Raw genomic sequence first — 21,708 nt, 5'->3', positions numbered from 1 at the left:
GATCCAGTGAACCTTTCCGGTCACAGCACTAGGTGACCGGGCCTGCGGGGCGGCCTCCGGTGGCGGTGAGGAACCTCGGGGTCAGGCGGCCGCGGTCGCGGAACGCCGACACGGCCGCGGCCCGGACGCCGGAGAGCAGGGCAGCGGGGACGAACGCGGTCACCGCGGCGCTGCCCGTGCCACCCGCGAGGCGCGCGCCCACCGCGCCCGCGAGCTTCACCGCGTCGACCGTGGCGTCCGCCTCGGCCCAACCCGTGCCGTAGCCCGGCACGCGCGACAGGTGAGAGGCCGTCAGCAGGCTGAGGGCACGCGGGAGTTCGCGGTCCCGGAGGTACGCCTCCATGCGCTGCGCACGCTCGGTCTCGTCGCGGGCGCCGCGCAGCGACTCGACGACGGAGGCCATGCCGGTGTGCGGGACGCCCCGGTCGCGCGGGATCACCAGCATGGCGCGCAGGCCCGCGGCGGCCAGGTCCAGGGGGAGTTCGCCGGTCGGGCCGACCGGGCCGACGATGAGCGCGCGGCTCTCGCCGCCGTACAGGACCGCCGAGCGCAGAGCCTCCGCGTCGGCGGTGTCGTCCGGGGGTGCGACGACGTTGCGCAGCAGGGCGTCGAGCGCCGCGACGGGGAGCTGGGGGCCGTGGAAGGAGGTCCAGGCCAAGGCCGCCGCGCAGGTCAGCGGTGCCGACGGCGCGAGGCCCGCGGCGTCGGGGAGGTCGGCGTGCACGATCAGGTCGAGTCCGGCGTTCTGCGGCGCGGTGCCCGCGAGAGCGTGCACGGCGTCGACGACGGGTGCCGCCCACGGTGGGACCGGCCGGTCGACCGCGCCCCGCACCTCGATCTCGACCGCGTCGCCCGGCCGATTGAGGGATCCGGCCCGCAGGATCCCGTCCGTGCGGGGTGCCGCGGCCATGACGACCTGCCAGCCCAACGCCGTCACGATGCCGCTGCGGCCCGGCACCCCCGCGAGCCGCAGCGCGTACGGGGCGGTCCACACGCCGGCCGGCTCGTACCCGAAGGCCTGCACGAAGGTGTACGGCACCACCCGCAGGACCGGGTCGGCATCCCGCTGATCCATCAACTGCATCGGGGACGTTCCTTTCCGAGGGGACGAGGGGACGAGGGGACGAAAGGGCGGAGCGGCGGACGCCGGTCAGCCGGGGTCCTTGCGGGCCAGCAGGCGGTACGCGTCGCTGCCGCCCGCGCGCCCGAAGTTGCGTGCCGCGACGGAAGTCAGCGCGTCCAGCAGACCGGCCGCCATATAGAAGGGGACGGACACGGTGACGCCGACCGCACGGCGGATCCGGCGGAGCACGGTCGGCCCGCCGGGGATCCACGGCTGCCGGGGATTCGGTGCGACGGCGGTCATGGTGTGGCTCACCGCCGCGACGAACATGCCGCCCTGGTGTGCCGGGCCGCGCTCGACCTCGACCACCGTGAAGCCGCGGTCCGCCAGCGCCTCGGCCAACCGGCCCAGCGGGACCAGGTGTTGGTGCTGCGGCTGGAACCAGGGGTGCCAGCGCCGGCGCAGCAGGCGGGCGTACCAGCACTCCGGGTCCGGGATCTCGACCAGCAGATGGCCCCCTGGCTGCACGACCTTTGCGGCGGCGTCGAGTTCGGCGAACACGTCGCGCACGTGCTCCAGGTAGTGGTTCATGCTGACGACGTCGTACGACCCCGCGAGCGAGTCCGCGTGGTCGGGGAACTGCCCGACGTACGCGTGCTCGATCCAGCCGCGCCGGGCCGCCTCCTCGACTCCGCCGCCCAGGTCGAGTCCGTCGAACACGGTGTCCGGGAGCTCGGACTTGGCGACCAGGCACATGTGCGCGTGGCCCGTCCCGACATCCAGCCAGCGGCCGGGTGCGGTGTGCCGGCGCACGAGCCGGGCCCGGCGCAGGTATTGCCGCGACATGGTCGCGAACATCGCCTCGGCGCCGCGCGCCGCGAGACCGTCGTAGAAGTCCCGGTAGTAGTAGTCGAGTCCGGTCGGGGAAAGCCGAGGGTTCTGGAAGACGACCTGGCAGTCCCGGCAGCGTTCGAGGACGAAGCGCCCGGGCTTGCCCTGCAGACGGTCCTTCGTGCGCACCCGCACCGCAAGGCGGTCGGAGCCGCACCACGGGCACGTGTCGCGGCGCTCCTCGAAGAAGCGGTCGGTCCCGTCCGCCGCATCGTCGGCGTACCGTGCGCGCATCGCGGCCAGTTCCTCCGGCGTCAGCTCGGCCGGAGCGGTGGGTCCGGCCACCCCGCGGATCCACCGGAACACGGCCATCGCCGGGCGGGCCAGGACATCGCCGTGCACGTCGCGCGGGCGCACCGGAGAACGGCCCGCCAGCACCGCGTACGGCTGCACCCACCACGCGGCGAGGGCCATCAGCCCCCAGAAGGGCGTCGCGTACGCCGCCCCCACGAACGCGCCCGCCTGGCCCAGCAGCCCGGCGAAACCCACGGCAGGCGGCGCTCCGAACGCCCGCATGCGCGCCTTGGCACTACGCGGATCCTGCCGCAGCGCGGTCAGTCCCGGCGCCACCACGTGCCCGGTGGCCCGCGGGGCGAACTGCTTCAACCGGGCCGTGACCGCGATGAGTTCGACCTGCGACAGGTTCTCGCCGGGAGCTGTTTCCGAACGTTCCAGGACGCTGTCGTGCACCAGCAGCGCGTGGCAGGCGCCGCGCCCGGCGGCCACCGGGTCGGTGCGGAACCGCCCGGGGTCGACGTCGCCGAGCAGGTCGAGGAGCGGCTCGACCGGCATGCGCTCCGGAACGAGGTCGAGTACGAGCAGTCCCTCGTGCCGGGCGTACGCGGCTGCGGACGCGGCGAGTTCGCGGTCCGGACGCACCCCCGCGGCGGTGATCCACCGGTACTCCGACAGCGCCGGGGGGTCCTGCGACGCGGCAAGCCTCGGCAGCGCGCGCAGCCGGTGCCGCGCCCGGAGCGTGCCGAGGACGACGACGGCCAGCAGGATCAGCGCCAGCCACGGGAACGGCTCGAAAACGGTGTTCACGGCATGGCCTCCAGTTCCTCCAGGGCGTCGGCCGCCGAACTCGCGCCGCCTGCCCGGGCGAAGGAATCGCGCACGCGCAACGCGCCCGCGCGGTAGTCCGGCTTGTCCAGCACATCGCTGATCGCCTGGCGTATCTCCGGGACGTGCGCGCGGCCGAAGCGCACGCGCACGCCCGCTCCGGCCGCCACCACCTGCTGGGCCACCAGCGGCTGGTCGTCGCGGATCGGCGCGACGACCAGCGGCAGGCCGAAGGCCAGGGCCTCGCACACCGTGTTGTGGCCGCCGTGCGTGACCACCGCGTCCAGGTGCGGGAGCAGGTCGAGCTGGGGGACGAACTCCCGTGCCAACACGTGCCCGTCGTGCACGCCGAGGAGTTCACCCGGTACCGACATGACCACCTGCACGCGGTCCGCCAGCGAGCGGGTCGCCTCCGCCACCGCCGGGTAGAACCGCGTCCCGGCCTCCCTGTTGAGGGTGCCCAGGGAGACCAGGACCCGGCGGCGGTCGGCGGCGAGCCGCTCCCAGGGGAAGTCGACAGGAGCGGGTCGCGCACCGAACGCCGGTCCGACGTACCGGTGGTGTCGCGGCATTTCGCCGTCCGCGCCGACCAGCACCGGCGTGGAGAAGACGAGCACCAGCCGCGCGGAGAACCGCGGGTCCCAGTCGTCGTCGAGGCCCGCCCGCGCGGCGACCGCGCGCACCCGTTCGCCGACCCACGCGTGCACCTTGGGGAACCCCTCGAACGGCCGGGTGAACTCGACCGATGTCGTTGCCGAGGTGGCCCACGGAAGTCCGTGCAACTCGGCGGCGATCGCGCCCGCGAACGCCTGCTGGTCGCTGACCACCACGTGCGGACGCACGGCCCTTATCGCCTCGTCGACGCCGGGACGCATCTGCTCGGCCAGCGGGACGAGAACCTCCTCGACCAGGAACCGCAGGGCGTTCACCCCGCGGTGGTCGCGCCACCGGGCGTGGAGCTCCGTGTACCCGCCCTCGGGCCCGCCTCCGGTCGGGTGCAGCACGGCCTCCGGCGGTAGCAGCCGTCGCACCTCCGGCGGCCCGCACCAGGCCACTTCGTGCCCGCGCCGGGTCAGTTCGGCGGCCACCGCAACGGTCGGGTTCACGTGCCCGGCGAACGGGGGCACGACGAACAGGCATCTCATGCCGCGCCCTCGCCGCGCGCGCCCGGGTCGCGGCTGCCGTAGCCGCCCACGTCCCGGTGAGCCCCGTGCCGGGCCCGACCCGGGGAGTGCGCCTCCAACCAGCGCAGCACCGACGCCAGCAACTCCTTCGGTGCGTCGCGCAGCAGCGCGTGCGCGGCGCCGGGGAAGACCTCGACGGTGCAGTCCGGCAGCCGGGACGCCAGCACCGGCCCGGATGCCACGAGGTTCGACGCGGAGCCGAACAGGGCGAGTGTCGGGCAGCGCACCTGCGCCAACTCGCCGGGAGAGAGCAGCCGTACGGTCGAGATGTCCTCGATCAGCGTGGTCCGGTTGAGCAGCGAGTCGGCGCCCGCCCGCATCCGCGCGGCCTTGCGCGCGCCGCGCGAGGCGAGGTCGCCGCCGAGCGGATTGCACTCCAGGCCCAGCGCGATGAGGTTGAGTGTGTTGGCGACGTCCTCGACCCAGCCGCCCGCGTAGCCCTCGGCGCCCGGCAGGTGGCCGCTGTGCGCGGGGTCCAGGCACTGCCCCTCGACCAGGACCAGACTCTGCACCAACTCCGGGTGCAGGTACGCCGCATGCAGCGCGATCAGCCCGCCGTAGCTGTTCCCGAGCAGGTGCACAGGACCGGCGACGCCGCACGCCTTCAGCACCGCGGCCAGGTCGTCCACGGCCGTGTCGACGTCGTAGCCGCTCGGCGAGCCGTCGGACATGCCGTGACCGCGCTGGTCGTACAGCAGTACATCGAAGCCGGCGCGCGCGATGGGCGGCGCGAGGGTGTAGTAGAGGCTGGAGAGGTTGTCGAGGACCAGTCCGTGCAGCAGGACCACGGTCGGCCGGTCGGTGGACGCCCGTCCGCCGCGCAGGTGTTGGACGTGGAAGCGCAGGCCGTTCGCCTGGATGTCGGCCACCCCTCACACCTCCCCGACGGCGTTGTCCGGCCGCTCGTCGCCGAGTTGGGCGGCGATGTGGTCGACGAGGGTGCCGACCGTCATCGTGAGGATCTCGTCCATCTCCAGTTCGGACAGGAAGGCCATGAAGTCGACGCGGGCGCCGTACCGGGCCTCCAACTTCTCGGCGAGCGCCACGAATTCGATGCTCTCGACGGCAAGGTCCTCGTTGAACGCGCTGTCGCGGCCGATGGCGGTGGCGACCAGGATCTCGTCGCCCACGACCTCGACGAGCAGGCCGACGACATCGGCGAGGATCGCGTCGGCGGCGGTGCCGCCCCCGGGGGTTCCGCTGGCGGTCGAGGCCGCGGTCTCGGTCTCGCGTGCGGTGCCGGTCTCGGCCAGGGCTTCGGCGGTTCGCGTGCTCACGGCGACTCCACAGGGCTTGAGGGGACGGGGTTGTGCGAGACGGTCCAGGCGACGACGTAGCGCTCGTCGGCGTCGGCGACGATCCGCGTGCGGACCACGTGCCGTCCGCCGGCGCGGCCCTCGGCGGGCATGGGGCCCTCCGCCGGAGCCCGGTTCGCGGCGAGCGGGCGGCTCTCCACGACGAGGCGGTCCTCGGCGACCCCGACGACTTGCAGGTCCGCCGGGCGGCCGGCCAGGCCGGTGCCGGCCGCCTTGCCGGCGGCCTCCTTGGCACACCAGAAGCGCACCAGCCACTCGCTGCGGCTTTCGGGGTCCCCTGCGGCGAGCCGGTCGAGCAGGTCGCGCTCGGTCGGGGCGAGCGCGACCCGCTCCAGGGACTCGGGGCGTTCGGCCAACGACTCGATGTCGATGCCGACCGGGACCCGGTCCGCGAGGGCCACCGCGAGGCGGTGCTTGTGCGCGAGCGACACATGGACGCCGGCGTGCCGGGCCGGGAACTCCGCGCCCACCGCGACGCGTTCCGCCAGCGGACGGCCCTCGCCGTCGTTCGACACGCGGATCTCGGCCGGGTAGATGGGGCCTTCACCGCGCGCCCACAGGAAGCGGCGTACGGCGTCCTTGGCGGCGATGCGACCGAGCAGCCACCCCGACCGGGTGCGCGGTTGCCGGGTCGCGAACTCCTCGCGTTCGTCGGCGCCCAGGTATCGGCGCATGACCAGTTCCTGCGAGGCGGCGTCCGGCCAGCGCGTCCGCACCAGGCACCAGCCTTCGGGCTGCGGCTCGCCGACGCCGGTGGTGTGCGGCGTGAACTTCATCGGCCACACACGCTCGTCGGCCGCGAAGCGGCGGTACGTCCATCCGAGCAGCTGCGCGCGCACCAAACCTTCGCGGGCGTCGCACAGTTCGACGTCGCCGCGCACCGTCGTCGCGGTCACCTGCCGGATCCGCGCGGTTGCGAGGAGGCGGTCGCCGGTGCGCGGCGGCGGCCCGAACAGTCGCACCTCCTCGACCGAGACCGGGAAGACGAGACGGTCGGTGGGGAGGCTCAACTGCATCCAGTGCCCGAAGAGCTGGCCTGCCGCGTCGAGCAGCGCCCCCGGTGCGGGAAGGCTGCGCAGCACTCCCCGGATTCCGTCGTCGGCGACGGCGCTGACCTCGTCCACACCCGCGAATCCGGGACCGTGGAACATCCAGCGGTCGGAGTACAAAGCGGCGGCCCGGACGGGTGGGGGGCGTTCGCCGGTGAGCGGGGTCGGGTCGGGGGTGACGGGTTGCGGGTGGCTCTCGGCGAGGCGTACGACCGTGGAGGTGAACCCGGCGATCTCCACCCGGACGCGGTCGGCGTCCAAGCGGGTCGCGGACACCTCGGCGTTGGTCGCGGGCGCCACCGGGAGCCAGCGCAGTGCCCGGACTTCCTGGAATCCGGCGACCACGCGGCCCGGCACCAGAGCGCGGGCGGCTTCACCCGTGAGGTGGAGGAGGGTGGTCATCGGCACGACCGGAAAGCGGTCCGAGTCCTCGGGCCACTCGTCGTGCTGCTCGTAGATGCAGTGGTCGGCGACGAAGGGCAGGCTGCGCAGCGAGAACTCCCTGATGTGTGAGCGCTGTTGGGGACGAGAATCGCGCTGGGGCTGGGGCTGGGGCTGGGGCCGGGGCCGGGGCCGGGGCTGGGATTGGGGCCCGACCGGGGCCGCGACGGGTACGGCAGGCGCCGCGGTCGCGGCGTGCCGCCAGGCGCCCGCCGTCCGCGTGAGTGCGTCGCCGGCCTCGTCGAGGACGGCCGCGAAGGCGGCCAGCACCGGGTCGGCGGCCTGATCCCGGGTCAACTCCGGTGCCGGACGCGCAGATCGCCCACTCGGTACGTCTGCCGCGTCCAGGAGGACGATGGGCGAACCGAGATCGAGGCGTACGGTCGGCCCCGTCCGGCGCGCCGGTTCGGGTTCCGCCGCCCGAACGGCCTCGCGGCCTTCCACCCACAGGGCGGCCCGGACACGCAGCAGTCCCGAGAGGCCCGGATGCCGGGTGCTGTGCGCCGCGATGGTCAGGACGTCCGCACCGCGCAGCGTGTCGTCCACGAAACCGCCGAGGCTCCCCGCGCCGACCTGGACGAAGGCGCGGGCGCCGGCCTCGTACATGCCTTCCACCAACGCCCCGAACCGCACCGGCTCCAGGAGGTGCCGGATCGTCAGTTCGCGGACCTCGGAGGGCTCGTCGGGGTAGGGCGCGACACTCGTCGCGGACCACACCGGAACCCGGGCGTTGCGCAGCGGAAGGCGTCCGAACGCGTCCCGTACCTGATCGAGGTACGGCTCCCACATCGGTGTGTGGAACCCGGACCGGAACGGTAGTTCCTGACCGAGTACACCGTCGGTCCGCAGCCGGTCGAGCACGCGGCGGACGGCATCCGCGGGCCCGCACACGACGCACTGGTGCGGGCAGTTCTCGTGCGAGACCACCGCGCCGCCCACCGCCTCGCAGGCGGCACTCGCCCGCGCCGCGCCGCAGGCCACCGCCGCGTACACCAGGTCGGGTACGGCCAGCGCCCCCGGGCGCAGCGAGTCCAGGAACACGTCGACGGCGGCAGTGGGGTACATCCCCGCGACGACCATGGCCGTCCACTCGCCCAGGCTGTGTCCGGCGAGCATGTCGGCCCGCACACCGAGCCGTTCGAGGGCGGCCGACACGACGCGTCCGCTGCCCAGCGCGTCCAGCGCACGGCCCACGATCTCGTCCGTGTCGTGCTCGGCGAGGCGGGGGAGGCCGAACGCGTCGGCCACGTCGTGCAGCGGCGGCTGCGTCTCCGGCTCCAGGCCCGGGAACAGGAACGCGACCTTCCCCGGCTGCCCGTCCGGTCCGTGGCCGCCCGCAGCGCCGGCGCCCAGCAGCGGCCGCGGCGTGAACCACAGGTCGCTGCGCCCACGCCAGGGTTCGCCGCGGACCACGACGCGGGAGGCGAGTTCGAGGCGGCGCGGCGTCGGGTCGACGACGGCGAGCCGGCACGGTCCGGTGCCGAGGGCAATGCCCCCGGGGGAATCGCCCGCGAGGCTGTCGCCGGTCGGCCCGGACACCGTTCCGCCGGCGATCTGCGCGCTGAAGTCGTCAAGCAGGTCGGACAGTCCGCCGAGGTCGGCGGCGGCGAAGGTGACCAGGCGGGAACTCCCCGGAATCCCTGGGGTTCCCGGAGTCCCCGGTACTGCCGGAAGCGTCGGCGCGCCCTTCCCCGCCGCCCTCGCCTCGGAGTGCCGCAACGCCCCAGGGCTCCCGGGCGCCGGGGTCCGGGAGGGGGACGCGGCCTGCGTCAGGGACGGCGACAGGGCGGTGGTCGGGAATGCGGCCGCCCTGCTCGCGGGCGGTTCCTCCACGATCACGTGGGTGTTGACCCCGCCGAAGCCGAAGGCGTTCACCCCCGCCCGGCGTACCGTGCCCGCGGCCTCGGGCCACGGCTCGGCCTCGTCGATCGTGCGCATCCGGGTCCGGGCCAGGCCCGGGTGCGGGTCGTCCACGTGCAGGGTCGGCGGCAGCGTCGCGTGATGCACCGCGTACACGGCCTTCAGCAATCCGGCCATGCCGCTTGCCTGCATCGCATGGCCGATCATCGACTTGACCGACCCCAGGACGACGCTCGGACCGTCGGCCCGGAAAACGCGTGCCAGGGTCTCGAGTTCGACCTCGTCGCCCAGCGGCGTACCCGTGCCGTGCGCCTCCAGCAGCCCGAGCGCGCCGGGTGACGTCGGATCGAGTCCGGCCGCGCGCCAGGCGCGTTCCAGTGCCCGGACCTGGCCGTCCGCGAGCGGGCTCATCAGACTGGCCGCCCGGCCGTCGCTGGCCACGCCGACGCCGCGCACCACCGCGTACACCCGGTCGCCGTCGCGCCGCGCGTCGGCGAGGCGCTTCAGCACCACGGCGCCGGTGCCCTCGGAGATCAGCGTGCCGTCGGCCGCCCTGTCGAACGGGCGGATGCGCATCGCCGGGCTGAGCGCCCGCAGTTGGGTGAAGACGCTCCACAACGTCGCGATGTGGCAGTGGTGCACCGAACCCGCGATGACGGCGTCGCAGCGCCCCGAGGCGAGTTCGGCCACCGCGTGGTCGACCGCGAGCAGCGATGTCGCGCAGGCCGCGTCCACCGTGTACGCCGGCCCGCCGAGGTCCAGCCGGTTCGCGATCCGCGACGCCGTGAAGCTCGGCACCAACCCGATCGAGGACTCCGGGCGTTCCGGTCCCAGTGCCGCCTGGAACGCCTCGCGGACGGCCGCCAGCCGGGCGTCGTCGAACTCCGGAGCCACCTGCCGCAGTACGGACACCAACTGGTGTGCGGTACGCACCCGTTGGTCCAGCCGTGCGGTGGCGACCCCCATGTAGCCCCCGCGTCCGAACACCACGCCGATCCGGTCGCGGTCGGGGAGCCGCGCCTCACCGCCCGCGTCCGCGACGGCCTCGGCGGTGGTACGCAGCGCGAGCAGCTGGTCGGGCTCCGCGCCGTCCACCGCCGACGGCATGATGCCGAAGCGGGTCGGGTCGAACGTCGCGTAGTCGTCGACGAATCCGCCGCGCCGGCAGTAGAACCGGTCGGCGTGCACCGGTCCGACCGCCGCGTCGGGCGCGAAGTACACCTCGGGATCCCAGCGGTTCGGCGGGACGTCGGTGATGGCGTCCACGCCCTTCTCGATGTTCGCCCAGAACGAGGGCGCGTCCGGGGCGGACGGGAACACCGCACCGATGCCGACGATCGCCGCGTCGGTGGGCTTCGGTCCTTCGTCGCGGGTCCGGCCGTTGCTCATGCGGCACCCCGCGCACATCCGCGGCACTCGTCCCCGCGAAGTCGACCAAGGTCGAAGTACCGCTTCATCGCAGGGCCTCCGAGCCTTCGCCGTACGCCGCCGGGACGTCGGCCGCCTCGTGCGCGACCCCGCCGTCGCGCGGCGGACACAGGTAGACCGCCTGGGCCACGCCGCCGGACGAGAGTTCCGCGAGCATCGCCGCGACCCCGGCGTCCGGGGCGATCAGCGGCATCCCCAGACGCTCGTAGTGGCGCTCCAGTTCGGCGGTGACCATGCCGCCCCCCTCGGCCGCCCACGGCCCCCAGTCGAGACTCAGCACGCGGTCGGCGACGGCTTCGGTGCCGATCCCGCCCCTGCTGAATGCGTCCCTGTCGAGGGCGTCGGTGCGGATCGCGTCCGTGCCGACCGCGCCCGTCAGTTCCGCGCCCACCGAGCGGTGCCACAGGTGTGCGAGTGCGTCCAGGGCGTCGTTGGCCGCCGCGTAGTCCGCTTGCCCCCGGTTCCCGAAGACCCCGGCGACGCTGCCGAACAGCACCAGGAACCTCGGGCGTCCGTACGGGGCGTGGGAGCGGAGCGCATCGGCCAGGCCGCGCGCGCCGACGACCTTGGTCGTGAAGACCCGGGCGAACGCCTCCTCCGACTTGTCCTTCAGCAGCCGGTCGTCGAGCACCCCGGCGCCGTGCACCACGCCGTCGAGGCGGCCGTGCCGGGCGTACACATCGTCCACGACGGCCCGCACCGCGGCGGCGTCGCGCACGTCCGCGGCGTGCACCCGGACGGACGCGGCCACCCCGGCGAGGGCATCCAGCGTCGCCCGGACCTCGCGACGGGCCAGGATCCGCGTCGCCTCCGCCTCGATCTCGGCGGGCTTGCGCATCCCGGCCGCGACGAGCGCCGCACGCAGTTCGGCCCGGTCGGCGGCCCCGGCGACGGCCGGGTCCTCCGGGCCGGCGTCGGCGGTCCGGCCGACGAGTTCGATGTGACAGCCGTACGCCGCCGCAAGGCCGACCGCAACGCGGGCGGTGATGCCGCGGGCGCCACCGGTCAGCAGCACCACGGAGTCCCGTGTGAGGACCGGCGGAACGGTGTCGGCGTCGGCGAGCGGAGCCGGGCGTACCGCGAGCGTGTGCCGCGTCATGGCGCGAGCGGCATCGGAGCCGTTCACCGCCTGCGCCCCCGCGGGCAGGCCGACGACGACAGGGGCCTCCGGCGTCGGCGACTCGGCGAGCATCGCCAGGAGTTGCCGGGCGATCAGGTCGGGCTCGTCCTTGGCGTCCACGTCGACGACGCGGACGACCGCTTCCGGGTACTCCTGGGCGGCGGTACGCCCGAACCCGGCCAGCCCGATCCCGGCGCACGCCGCGTCCGAGGCGCCGCCTTCCGCCCCGGCCCGGCCGAAGGTGCCGCCCCAGCCGGTGGCCAGCAGCAGGTGCGTCGCACCTCCCTCCAGCGCGTCCCGCAGCAAGGCGAAGTCATCCAGAATCACGGGGACTTCGTCGGTACGCAGGGCCCCGAGGTGGACGAGGGCGTCCACACCCGGCCCGGGGAGCGCCTGACCGGGCTCGGCGATCCACACCACGGCCCCCAGTCGCTCCAACCGGTCGGCGAGCGCGAGCGCAATGCCGTGGGCATCGGCGAGAAGGACGACCGACCGGCCGGCGACCGCGGCGGCGATGTGCTCGGCATCCGGGGCCGCCGCGACGTATTCGACGACCTCGACAACGTGCCGCACCGGAACGCCGTCATCCGCGTGGCTGTCCCTACCTCCGTCGGATGGCACGCCCCCGAAGGCACGGGTGCGCGGTCCACCGTCAGCGGTGGCGCGCGGCCCGCTGTCGGCGCCGGTACGTGTGCCCGCGAACCACCGGCTCGTGGTGGCGGGCGCGGCAGGCGACGCCGAAGCGACGGCCGGTGTCGCGAACGACCGGTCCTGGACCGCCTCTTCGTGCCCCACGGCTTCGCGGCGGACAGCCTCGCGCCCAGCTACTTCGTGGACCGCAGCCTCGCGCCCAGCTACTTCGTGGACCGGAGCCTCGTGGACCGGTGCTCCGGACAGGTCGGTGCCGTGCGCGGCAGGCGCGTCCGCCGGCGCACCGTCCGATTGCGCGGTGTCGGGCGGGCCCGATGCTCCCGGTGCCCCGGCCCCCGCGTGCTCCAGCAGGCCTTCGACGATCGCGCTGATGGTCTTCACCCGGGCGAGCCGTTCCACCAGCGACTCGTCGAGCATGTCGAGGCGTACCGCCAACTCGCCGATGATCTCGGTGCGTTTGATCGAGTCGACGGAGAGGTCCGCCTCCAGGTCCAGGCCGGTGTCGAGCATGTCCCGCGGGTATCCGGTGCGTGTGCCGATGACGTCGAGCACGGCGTCCAAGGCGCGTTCGGCGTCGAGCAGTTCGACCGGCGCCGGAGCGCTCTGGAGGACCGGATCCGGCACGGACGGCGCGGATGCGATGACGGCGTCGGCCGAAGTCACGGGCGCGGCAGCGGAAGTGCCGGTCGAAAGGCGGGCGGGCGCCGCCCACGATTGCGGCTCCGCACCCAGGAAGCCCAGCAGGACGTCTCGCTGCGCGGCCACCAACTCACGCGCTCCCGCCAGGTATTCGAGCACCGCGGTCTCCCGCGGATCCGGGGTGGCGGCCCCGGCCGCGCTTCCGGTGGCCTGCACGACCACCGGAGGCGCGACCGGTTCCGCCGGGCGGAGCCCGCCCGCGACCGGATTGCCGTCCGCGGTGCGCACCAGATGGCCGTCGACCTGCCACGCCGGCAGGGGTGCGGGGTGCGTGTCGGCGGCGGTGACCCGGCCGCGGGTCAGTTCGCCGAGCGCGACGGGCACTCCTGTGACGGCCAGTTCGGCGCACGCCGCGAGCAGCCGCCGCAGCCCGGACTCGCCGGGGACGTCGCAGGCGACGGCGGTGTGCGGGCGGTCCCCGAGGATCGCCCGGACCATTCCGGTCAGGGCCCGTCCCGGGCCCGCCTCGACGAAGGTACGCGCACCCGCCGCGTACATCGCCTCGATCTGCTCCACGAAGCGCACCGGCTCGGCGACCTGACGGGCCAGCAGCGCCCGTACCGCGTCCGGGTCCTGCGGATACGCGGCGGCCGTCCCGTTGGACCACACCGGGAAGCCCGGTGCCGACACCGGCAACGCGGCGAGCGTACGGCCGAGTTCGGCGGACGCGCCGGCGACGACCGCGCTGTGGAAGGCACAGGCCACCGGCAGGCGGCGTACCTGGACCCCCTCGGCCTCCAGCGCGGCGACGGCCGCCTCCAGGGCCGGTGTCGGACCGGAGATAACGGTTTGCGAAGGCGTGTTCATGTTCGCCGCGACCACGCCCAGGCGGGGCCCCGTGCCGTTGCCACCCGGGGAGAGGTTGTGGTTCAGGTTGAGCAGGGTCAGCACCGGCGCCAGCCGGTCCGCGGGCGCGTTGACGGCGGCCATCGCACCCGGGTCGGATCCGGCGGCACCGAGGATCGCCTCGGCACGCGCCGCGGACAGGCGCAGCAGCGTCGCGCTGTCGAACGCGCCGGCCGCCCACAGCGCGGCCAACTCGCCGTAGCTGTGCCCGCCGGCGAGGTCGGGGCGTACGCCGAGCCGGTCCAGCACCCGCGTGACGGCCACCGCCGCGACGCCGAGCGCGGGCTGCGCGGTCCGGGTGTCGGTGATCCGCAGGTGCGCGGCCTCGCGGGCCTCGGCACCGAACGCGGTCGGCGGGAACATCGCCCGGACCGTCGGCTCCGGTGCCTCGGCCAGCACGTCGTGCAGTCCGGGGAACGCTACGAACAGGTCGGCGAGCATGCCCGGCCGCTGGCTGCCCTGGCCCGGGTACAGGAAGGCGACGCGTCCCGGCGCCAGGTCGTCGCGGCGCCTGAACACCTCGCCCGCCGGGTCGTCCGCACCGTCCCGCGCGCGGCCCAGTTTGACCCGGAGATCCTCCGGATCGGCGGCGACCAGGGCGACCTGCACGGGCGCCCCGGCCGCCGCGACCGACTCCGCCGCGAGGGCGGCGAGCCCGCGGAGGGTGCGCGGGACACGCTCGTCCAACAGCGCGACCATCGCGTCGATCGCACGCACGGCTGCCGCGTGGTCCGCACCCGCGAAGCAGAACAGCTCGGCGGGCCATTCGGTCATCGCGGAACCGGAACCGGAACCGGAACCGGAACCGACGAGCCCGCATTCCCGTTCGGGTGCCGCGTGCCCGGCGAGCACCGCGTGGAAGTTCGTGCCGCCGAAACCGAACGCGCTGACTCCCGCGCGGCGTCGCGCGGGGTCCCTCTCGCTCCACGGCCTGGCCTGGCCGTCGAAGAAGAACGGGCTGGTCCGGGCGTCCCAGGCGGCGTTGGGCTCGCGGACGTGCAGCGTGGGCGGGCGTACGCCGTGGTGCAGCGCCAGCGCGGCCTTGATCAGCCCCGCGAGGCCGGCCGCGCACTTGGTGTGGCCGATCTGCGACTTGACCGATCCGAGGGCGCAGCCGCCGGGTTCGGCGCCGTGCGCGGTGAACACCTCGGTCAGCGTCTCCAGTTCGGCGCGGTCGCCGACGACGGTGCCGGTGCCGTGCGCCTCGACGAGGCCGATCTCGGCGGGGGACACGCCCGCCCGGGCGTACGCGCGTTCCAGCGCCCGTCGCTGCCCCTCCGGCCGCGGCGCGGTCAGCCCCAGCGAACGCCCGTCGCTGGATCCGCCGACGCCCTTGACCACCGCGTAGACGCGGTCGCCGTCGCGCTCGGCGTCGGCGAGGCGCTTGAGCACCAGGCACGCGGCGCCCTCGCCGAGGGCGATGCCGTCGGCGGACGCGTCGAAGGTCGCGCAGCGGCCCGACGGCGAAAGGGCGTGCACCGACGAGAACATCAGGTAGTCGTTGATGCCGTTGTGGGTGTCGACGCCGCCGCACAGCACCACGTCGCTGCTGCCCTGGACAAGCTCCTTGCAGGCCAGGTCGAGCGCGGCGAGGGAGGCCGCGCAGGCGGCGTCCACGGTGTAGTTCACCCCGCCGAGGTCGAGCCGGTTGGCGATGCGGCCCGCGATCACGTTGGCCAGCACGCCGGGAAACGAGTCCTCGGTGGGTCGGGGCAGTTGCGCGTCGAGGTCGGGCGGCAGGTCGCCGAAGTAGGCGGGGTAGAGCGAGCGGAAGCCGTACGCGCCGGCCAGGTCCGTGCCGGCCTCCGCGCCGAAGACCACCGAGGTGCGGCCGCGGTCGAACTCGCGGCCGCCGCCGTAGCCGGCGTCGTCGAGCGCCCGCGACGCCACGTGCAGGGCGAGGAGTTGCGCGGGCTCGATGGCGGCGAGCGAGGCCGGCGGAATGCCGTACGCGGGAGCGTCGAAGGGGATCGGCGGTACGAAGCCGCCCCACTTGGACGGGGTGCGGCCCACCGGGTCGCGTACCGCGTCGGGGTCGAAGTACAGATCGGGGTCCCAGCGTTCGCGCGGGACCTCGGTCACGGCGTCCGCGCCGAGCAGCACGTTGCGCCAGAAAGCCGCCAGGTCCGCGGCGCCCGGGAGCACGCACGCCATGCCGACGATCGCCACATCCACCGGCTCGGCCTCGGCCACCGGTTCCTCCTCGATGATCCCGAGAGCGGCGGCGCGGTCCGCCAGATGGGCGGTGGCGCCTTCGGTCACCTCCGCGTGCAGGTCGGCCACCGTGGTGGCGGCGGAGCGCAACGCGGCGACCTGGCCGAGCATGAACATGCCTTCGCGGCGCTGGGTCTCCGCATCGACGGACGCGAGTCCCCGTTCACCGCGGACCACGCCCTTGCTGGCGATGCGCAGACGACCGAGGTTGAGTTCCTCCAGCTCGGCCCACATGTCCCGGGCCGGTACGCCACGTGCCTCCAGCGCCGCCCGCGCCTCGGCGAACGCGCTCACGAACGGAGTCCCCGCGCAGCGTGTCGCGTGCCCCGGTGCGGTCTGCAGCAGTTCGGTCGCCTCGCAGGCGACGGCCGCCTCCTGGAAGCCGGGCAGAATCGCCCCGGCCGCCACCGCCTCCCGGGTGAACAGGTACGCGGTGCCCATCAACACGCCCATTCGAGCACCGAGTTCCACCAGCGGAGCGGCAGCCGCGGCGGCCATCGCGGCCGATCGGGCGTCGTGGATCCCGCCCGCGAACAGCAGGTCCAGGTCCGCGGCACCGCCGTGCCGGCGGGCATGGGCCAGCAGCAGGTCCAACTGGCTTTCCCAGAGCGGGAAACTGGCGCGCGGTCCGACATGCCCGCCGCACTCCAGGCCCTCGAACACGAAACGCCGGGCGCCCGCGCGCAGGAACTGGTCCAAGAGCCCCGGTGAGGGGACGTGCAGGTACGTGTGAATGCCCGCGGCCTCCAACGGCGCCGCCTGGTCGGGCCGTCCGCCGGCGATCAGCGCGAACGGCGGCCGCACCGCGGCCACTGCCGCGAGCTGTTCGTCGCGCAGCTCCGCGGGGGCGAAACCGAGCAGGCCGACGCCCCAGCGGCGCCCGTCCAGGCGCTCGGCGGTCTCCTCCAGGAGCGCCCGGGTGGCGGCGCCGTCCATCAGCGCGAGGGCGAGGAACGGCAGTCCGCCGCCCGCGGAGACCTCGTCGGCGAACGCGGCCCGGTCGCTCACCCGTGTCATCGGGCCTTGCACGACGGGCAGGTCGCCGTCCGAGCCGGGCAGCAGCGGTCGGTGCCGCACGGCGGCGGCGAGGGCGGCGGTGACGGCCGACCGGACGGCCCTAACGGCCCGTCCGGTCGTGCCGTACCGCTCGGCGAAACGTCGGGCCAGCGCTCCGTCCTGTCCCACGGGGAGCAGCTGCCGATCGAGGCCGCGCGCCCCGAACGCCGACCCGACGCCGCCGAACGCCGCCGCCGCGTCCGCAAGCTGACGCAGCGGCAGATCCGGCCGGGTGTACACCCGGTGTCCCTCCAGGACGACGGTCTCCCCGCCGTCCATCGACCGCAGTGCCGCGGCCACCGGGTCCGGCAGGCACGGTGCGGATTCCGCGAGCAGGGCAAGTTGCGTGTCGAGCACGACCCCGGTCGCGCCGCCCGCGATCGCGGCGGCTGCGGTGTGCGTGCCGATGCCGCCCTTCGCCCAGACCGGGAGCCGCAGTTCGGGGTCCGCCAGCAGGTGCTGGAGCAGCACGAAGGTGGTCAGGTCGCCGACCCGGCCGCCTGCCTCGTGGCCGACCGCGACGACGCCGTACGCGCCCTCGGCCGCCGCGGTGCGGGCCTCCGCGGGCGAGGTGACCTCGACGAGGACCCGTCGGTCCGGCCCGGCGTCGGCGACCCGCCACGGGGCTCCGTGGGCGAGGACCACCACGTCGGTGGGATCGGGGAGTTCCGTCGGTGCCACCGGGCAGCCGACGGGCACCCGCACCCCGAACGACCGGTCCGGGCGGCGGACCACCTCGGCGAGCGCGGACAGCGCCGCGGCGCGGTCCCGCCCGAGGTCGACGACGCCGAGCGCGCCGGCCCGGTGGGCGGCGACGGCGAGCGGTCCGTTCGGCTCCTCGAACGGTCCGATCGCGAGGACGAGGTCGCGACGCAGAGTCTCCGACGCCATGGGTGCGGCTCCTTCCCGGGCGTGCACGGCAGCCGTGCGCCGGCATTCGCGAATAGCTCGCGGGCCGGCCACGGCTCATGAGGAAATACGGCGCTCAAGCAAACACCTGGCACACTGAAAAATCACGGCGCGAGCGGTGGTGCGGCATTCCTGTGCGGTACGCCGATTAACCGGAATCGCTTTCGTCGGATCGGCTCGAAGTATCGTGCGGGTGCCGTCCGGGGCTGTCAAGGGTGTCCGCCCGGCCGGTCCGCACGGCGCGCCGCGAGCCGTGACCGCCCGGACTCCCGCCGCACCGGTCGGACCGGATACCCGAGTTCTACCAGGGCGTTCGTACTAGAACACGTTCTGACCAGGGCAAACGCAAGGGTGACCATACGCTGGCGTATGTCGCAAACTTACCGCGGGTACGCCCGCGCGCGGCAGCGGCCCGCGGACCGTCGCGAACCGCCCGGTGATCTATGCATTCCAGGCATGGTTCGTTGCCCAAAATGCTGGGCGCATATCGTCTGCCGACGATTACCCGGGGTCCGCCGCGGGCCACCGTACGGAACCGGGTGACCGGCCCGCAAATATTCGACGAATTCCCGGAAACCTGTTTGTCGCAGGGGTCGACGCGTTAATGTGCGACACGTGACTCTTCAGCAGTTGCGCTACCTCATAGCGGTCGCGGACCACGGCACCATGACGGCGGCGGCCGAAGCCCTCTATGTCGCGCAGTCGGCGCTGTCCCGCGCCCTCAAGGCGCTGGAACACGAGCTCGGCGGGGAACTGCTGGTCCGCGAGGGCCGCAGCGTGGGGCTCACCGCGGAAGGCAAGCGCGTGGTGCGGCTCGCCCGCACCGTCCTCGACACCGTCGGCGCGATCGAGGACGTCGGCCGCGCCGCCGAGGCCGCCCGGGTCAGCGGCCTGCGCATCGCCACCACGCACACCCTCGCCGTCGACCTGACCGGCCGCATCGTCCCGGCGTTCGAGGTGGAGACACCCGGGGTGCCGGTGGACGTCGTACGCTGCCTCAGCCGCGAGGACGTCTTCGAGTCGGTCCGCAGCGGCCTGACCGCGCTCGGGCTGGTCGACGCCCCGGTACCGCAGGACCTGCGCTCGCACCGGCTCGCCGAGCACGAAGTCGTCCTGGTCTCGCCGCCGTCCGAGGACCTGCCCGACCCGATGCCGTGGGCGATGCTCAACGGCCTCCGCATGGCCATGCCGACGCGCGGCAGCGGGCGGCGCTCCGAGATGGAGGCCATGTTCGCGACACTGTGGGTCCGCCCGGTGGCGGTCGTCGAGACCGACGACCGGGTGCACTGGATCGCCTCGGTGCTCAACGGCGAGGGCTCGATGCTCTGGTACCGCGACATCGCCCTCGGGGTGTTCGGCGAGTCGGCGGTCATCCGCTCGTTCGACCCGCCCCTGCTGCGGGCGGTGGCGCTGGTGCACACGCCCGAGGCGACGGGCCGGCAGGCGCGCTCGTTCCTGGAGTTCGCGCAGCGCGGGGGAGTGCGCGAATCCGGCGACATCTGAGCGCACCACGGGCACGGCAAAACGCGTACGGCAAAACGCGTACGGCACCACGCGTACGGCACCCCGCGTACAGCACCACGAGCACGGCACCACGAGCACGACAGTCACGGCCCACACAGAAGACGCCCGGGCGGGAGGCGAAGCAGCCTCCCACCCGGGCGTCTGCGCGCGAACTACTACCGGAACCAGCGCCGCGGGTGCCGGGCGAACAGGAAGCCGCCGACGCCGAGCAGCATCGCCACGACGCCGCCCGCGGACGTCCAGACCCACCGGCCCGTCGTCCCCGACAGCCACGCGTCGTCGCCGTCGTCGAACCCGGCCAGCGTCACCTTGCGCGTCTCGGCGACCTGGCCCGGCTGCAGCGGTCGGCCCGCCTGCGTGACCGGTACGAGCGGCGCCTTCAGCGCGTCGTCCTGCCCCGCGTCCGGACCCGAGTCCCCGCCGCCCTTGGCGGTCAGCTCGAGCTTGACCCCTATCTTGCGGCCGACGTCCTTCTCGTTGAACTCGAGCGCGGAGACCCGCACGTAGTAGGTGCCGGGCAGCGGGTCAGCCGACCACGCCTCGGCCCACGGGCGGATGGTGCGCGGCCCGCAGTCGATCCGCAGCTCGGTGTCGGACGGCAGCGCCGACAACTGCGGACGGCCCGTCGCGCACGGCTGGTGCCTCCTTATGCCGTCGAACACGTCGACGCGCCACGTGGTCGGGGCGCTCAGGCCGTTCGGGAGCGTCAGCGTCACCTTGGCACTGACGTCCTGTTCCGCGAGCGCGGGGAACGACCAGTACATGTACTCGCCCACCGCGCCCGACGTCGTGGTCGACGTCTCGGCCTCCATCTTCCCGGCCGTCAGGAACGACGTGCCGGGCAGCACGTTGGTGGCCGACGTGCTGTTGCCCGGCTTCGAGCCGGAGCCGCCCGAACCGCCGGGCGTGGGGCTGTCGGTCGCGGCCACCGCGGGGCCGCCGACGAGTGCGAACGCCGCCGCGAGGGACGCGAGTCCCAGGGCGCGGGTGCGGCGGGGCGTACCCGGGCGAGTACGCCCGTCCGCCGAAGTGGGGTTGCCGGTCGGGGTACGCATCACACAGCCCTCCGCATGCCCGCGAAGAGGCGGACGATCCAGCCGAACAGAAGCCCGGCCACCAGGCCGACGCCGGCCAGCACACCGAGGAAGATCCAGCCGCGGCCCAGGCCGTGGGTGTCGGCCGCCTGCGCGTCCGAGGCCCGCACCAGGTCGACGAGCAACTCGACCGGCATGCCCGGACTCTGCGCGGCACCGGGGCCGCCGTGGAAGGCCGTGCTGACCATCAGGCAGGTGATCCTCGCGTCCTTCGGCTCCGGCTGGTCGTCGCCCTTCTGCGGCAACGAATAGCGCAGGCCCGCCGATTGCCCGTCCATGCGCCCGCTGCCTGCGTCCGTGTGGCGCGCGAGGTCGCGGCCGTCCTCGGACACCGCCGTGATGGTGACGTCGTAGTCCCGGGCGACGTTGCGGTCGATGCCGACCGTAGCCGACGCGCGCAGCTCCTGGCCCGGCAACTGCGGGACCTTGTACCAGAGATGCTGCTCGAACTCCTCGCGGTCGTTGTAGACGCCCGGGCCCAGCAGCGGCGCGTCCGCGCACCCGTTCGGACTGCCGTGCACGGCCGTGGGGATGGTGACCTCTTCGGCCTTCTCCACCGCCCGGTCGACCAACTGCGTCACACGCTCGGACAGTTCCTGGGCGTTGTTCGCGGAGGTGTACGTCCCGCCGGTCGCGTTGGCGATGCAGGTGAGCTGCTTGCGGGTCTTGTCGTCCGGCACCAGGCCGAGCGTGTCGATCACCAGGTTGAGCCCCTGTGCGGCCAACTGCCGCGCCACCTCGCACGGGTCGGGCGGCGCGCACGAGTCCTCGCCGTCCGTGATCAGGATGATGCGGCGGCTGCCCTGCTCCTTGCCCAGGTCCTCGGCGGCCTTGTTGAGGGCGAGCCCGATCGGTGTCCAGCCGGTGGTCGGACGCTGCGCCGCGACCGCGGTCTTCATCGCGGCCTTGTCCGGCTTGCCCACCGGCGCGAGTTGCGCGGTCTCCTGGCAGCCGGCGGCCTTGTTGTTGCCGGGGTTCCCCTGCCCCAGCACCCGCAGGCCGACCAGCGCCTCGTCCGGCAGCGCGTCCAGGATCTCGTTGAACGCCTTCTTCGCGGCCGCGATCCTGGTCTCGCCGCCCGCGTCGTTCTGGTTCATCGACCCGCTCAGGTCCAGCACCAGGTCCACCTTGGGCGGCGGCGCGGTACCGGGTCCGTTGTCGGGGTCGGCGGCGGCGGGGGTGGCCCCGCCCAGGGCGGCGGCCACGAGCAGGGCCCCCAACCCCGCCGCGATCCTTCGTTTCTTCGATGTCATCACGGGGGAGGATCCTACGGATGATCAGGACCCCGCCGCTGAGCGGGA

General features: G+C 74.0%; 10 protein-coding genes. 1 reads left to right on the top strand and 9 read right to left on the bottom strand.

Going from position 1 to position 21,708, the window contains the following annotated elements:
• Positions 1–28: 28 nt before the first annotated feature.
• The 7 genes from AB0C36_RS03505 to AB0C36_RS03475 all read right to left on the bottom strand — a co-directional run bounded on the left by AB0C36_RS03505 (position 29) and on the right by AB0C36_RS03475 (position 17,771).
• On the bottom strand, positions 29–1,084 hold the full coding sequence (locus AB0C36_RS03505) for a hypothetical protein (RefSeq protein WP_358348548.1): 1,056 nt from the start codon (positions 1,082–1,084) through the stop codon (positions 29–31).
• Positions 1,085–1,150: 66 nt separating this feature from the next.
• Positions 1,151–2,998 (bottom strand): class I SAM-dependent methyltransferase, encoded by a 1,848-nt coding sequence (locus AB0C36_RS03500; RefSeq protein WP_358348545.1) that lies wholly within the window; start codon positions 2,996–2,998, stop codon positions 1,151–1,153.
• Positions 2,995–4,161 carry a glycosyltransferase gene (locus AB0C36_RS03495; protein WP_358348543.1) on the bottom strand — a complete coding sequence of 389 codons (1,167 nt, stop codon included), beginning with the start codon at positions 4,159–4,161 and terminating at the stop codon, positions 2,995–2,997. The genes AB0C36_RS03500 and AB0C36_RS03495 overlap by 4 nt, the downstream gene beginning before the upstream one ends.
• Positions 4,158–5,069, bottom strand: a complete 912-nt coding sequence (locus AB0C36_RS03490; RefSeq protein WP_358348541.1) for an alpha/beta fold hydrolase — start codon at positions 5,067–5,069, stop codon at positions 4,158–4,160. The genes AB0C36_RS03495 and AB0C36_RS03490 overlap by 4 nt, the downstream gene beginning before the upstream one ends.
• Positions 5,070–5,072: 3 nt before the next feature.
• Positions 5,073–5,477, bottom strand: a complete 405-nt coding sequence (locus AB0C36_RS03485; RefSeq protein ID WP_358348539.1) for an acyl carrier protein — start codon at positions 5,475–5,477, stop codon at positions 5,073–5,075.
• Positions 5,474–10,255, bottom strand: coding sequence for a beta-ketoacyl synthase N-terminal-like domain-containing protein (locus AB0C36_RS03480; RefSeq protein WP_358348537.1), 4,782 nt, complete (start codon positions 10,253–10,255; stop codon positions 5,474–5,476). The genes AB0C36_RS03485 and AB0C36_RS03480 overlap by 4 nt, the downstream gene beginning before the upstream one ends.
• Before the next feature lie 64 nt (positions 10,256–10,319).
• Positions 10,320–17,771: an SDR family NAD(P)-dependent oxidoreductase gene (locus AB0C36_RS03475; RefSeq protein ID WP_358348534.1), complete on the bottom strand. Its 7,452-nt coding sequence runs from the start codon at positions 17,769–17,771 to the stop codon at positions 10,320–10,322.
• Between the two features lie 633 nt (positions 17,772–18,404).
• On the opposite strand from AB0C36_RS03475, the gene AB0C36_RS03470 reads away from it, so the two are divergent.
• Positions 18,405–19,292, top strand: coding sequence for a LysR family transcriptional regulator (locus tag AB0C36_RS03470; protein ID WP_358348532.1), 888 nt, complete (start codon positions 18,405–18,407; stop codon positions 19,290–19,292).
• A gap of 176 nt (positions 19,293–19,468) precedes the next feature.
• Here the strand turns inward: AB0C36_RS03470 and AB0C36_RS03465 are convergent, their stop codons facing one another.
• Together AB0C36_RS03465 and AB0C36_RS03460 are read right to left on the bottom strand one after the other, a co-directional pair.
• Positions 19,469–20,368 carry a peptidase gene (locus AB0C36_RS03465; RefSeq protein ID WP_358348529.1) on the bottom strand — a complete coding sequence of 300 codons (900 nt, stop codon included), beginning with the start codon at positions 20,366–20,368 and terminating at the stop codon, positions 19,469–19,471.
• On the bottom strand, positions 20,368–21,660 hold the full coding sequence (locus tag AB0C36_RS03460; RefSeq protein WP_358348527.1) for a VWA domain-containing protein: 1,293 nt from the start codon (positions 21,658–21,660) through the stop codon (positions 20,368–20,370). Before AB0C36_RS03460 ends, AB0C36_RS03465 begins: the two co-directional genes overlap by 1 nt.
• Between the last annotated feature and the right edge of the window lie 48 nt (positions 21,661–21,708).

This window comes from Streptodolium elevatio, from assembly GCF_040649515.1.
Taxonomy (GTDB): domain Bacteria; phylum Actinomycetota; class Actinomycetes; order Streptomycetales; family Streptomycetaceae; genus Yinghuangia; species Yinghuangia elevatio.
Note: the sequence above shows the minus strand (reverse complement) of the source record. Positions and strands in the feature narration are given on the sequence as shown.

Coding starts and splice junctions, on each gene's coding strand:
- AB0C36_RS03505 (WP_358348548.1), bottom strand. CDS start 1,084: ATGCAGTTGATGGATCAGCGGGATGCCGACCCGGTCCTGCGGGTGGTG.
- AB0C36_RS03495 (WP_358348543.1), bottom strand. CDS start 4,161: ATGAGATGCCTGTTCGTCGTGCCCCCGTTCGCCGGGCACGTGAACCCG.
- AB0C36_RS03480 (WP_358348537.1), bottom strand. CDS start 10,255: ATGAGCAACGGCCGGACCCGCGACGAAGGACCGAAGCCCACCGACGCG.
- AB0C36_RS03475 (WP_358348534.1), bottom strand. CDS start 17,771: ATGGCGTCGGAGACTCTGCGTCGCGACCTCGTCCTCGCGATCGGACCG.
- AB0C36_RS03465 (WP_358348529.1), bottom strand. CDS start 20,368: ATGCGTACCCCGACCGGCAACCCCACTTCGGCGGACGGGCGTACTCGC.
- AB0C36_RS03460 (WP_358348527.1), bottom strand. CDS start 21,660: ATGACATCGAAGAAACGAAGGATCGCGGCGGGGTTGGGGGCCCTGCTC.